Raw genomic sequence first — 1,103 nt, forward strand, 5'->3', positions numbered from 1 at the left:
TTTTGACGGTATTCGAACACGGCACGGTAGTCGGTGTCGTATTCCAATGGCTGTAAAGGAAACAGCGCAAATTGGCGTTCGGTCAGGAGGCGGTTTGGGTCATTATCTTTATCTAAGATTTTGACATCTCTGATTTCTTTTGTGTCCCGATACAGTTTGAACGAACGCATTTTGACCGGAGGCGATTGTTCTGAGAATGCGATGCTGACCGGATTGCCGGTCATTTCATAATACGGCATAGGGTCGGGACGTTCGCCGTGGAAAACCGGTGAGGCGAAATTGCCTTGCGGATAGGTGATGTAAGGCCGGAGTTTGCGGTTGGAGATTTCATCCGCATAAACAATGGCATGACCATGACAGGCATCTTGATAAAACGAACGGCTGAGGTCGGAGAGTGGGCGGTTTTTTTGGCAGATGCTGTTGAATCTGCTGTCGCCTTGATTGATGCTCAACGCGATTTGTTTACCTTGCGATTCAAATGCCGCTCCGGCCTCGTCTATATTTTGATCGAGTAAGGAGAGGCGGTGGTAAATCGCCGTCATTAGATTGTCCAGTTGATGTTGGGCAGGTAGATGGTCGTTGATTTTTTCGTTTGGCGGATGCTGGCCGGTGCCGACGTTTTCATGCACGCCTTTATAGGCATAACCGGCTTTGCGCGTGCGGTCTGATGGGCGTGGACCTGTATAAAAGGGATTGCGTGTATTGTGTTCGTCATGTCCGTCGTCAGGGTTTTGCAGCAGATAGCGGGCATGATTACGCGCGGCGCGTTCGAGTGTGGCTGAGTGCGCCAGTGCGGGCAGATTGGCTGAGGCGCGGAGGAAATTTAAATACGCCAAGGCGTCAAAATCGGCAACAGCAGTACGATTTTGCGGCGGTTGGGCGTAGATGAGCTGGTCTTCGGAATAGCGATGGGTTTCGTAGTATTGGAATATGCCGAGGGCAACGGCAAAACCACCCAGCCAGTAAAGAATGTGTTTCATTATATGTACTGCGTTCAGACGGCCTTGAGCGTGTAGATGTTTCCCCTTGAAACTCATGCCGTTAAATGATTATTTTGATAGCGGCTTGACTTGGAATGCTTCAGGATGGGATTTGAAATATTC

General features: G+C 49.8%; 1 protein-coding gene. It reads right to left on the minus strand.

Features of this window, described 5'->3' with window-relative positions; all coding sequences use genetic code 11:
- The coding region (locus tag ACTHS3_RS14055) for a CAP domain-containing protein (protein WP_440368258.1) at positions 1 to 980 on the minus strand (980 nt) is incomplete at its 3' end.
- Between the last annotated feature and the right edge of the window lie 123 nt (positions 981 to 1,103).

It is taken from the genome of Neisseria sp. P0009.S007 (assembly GCF_051962515.1).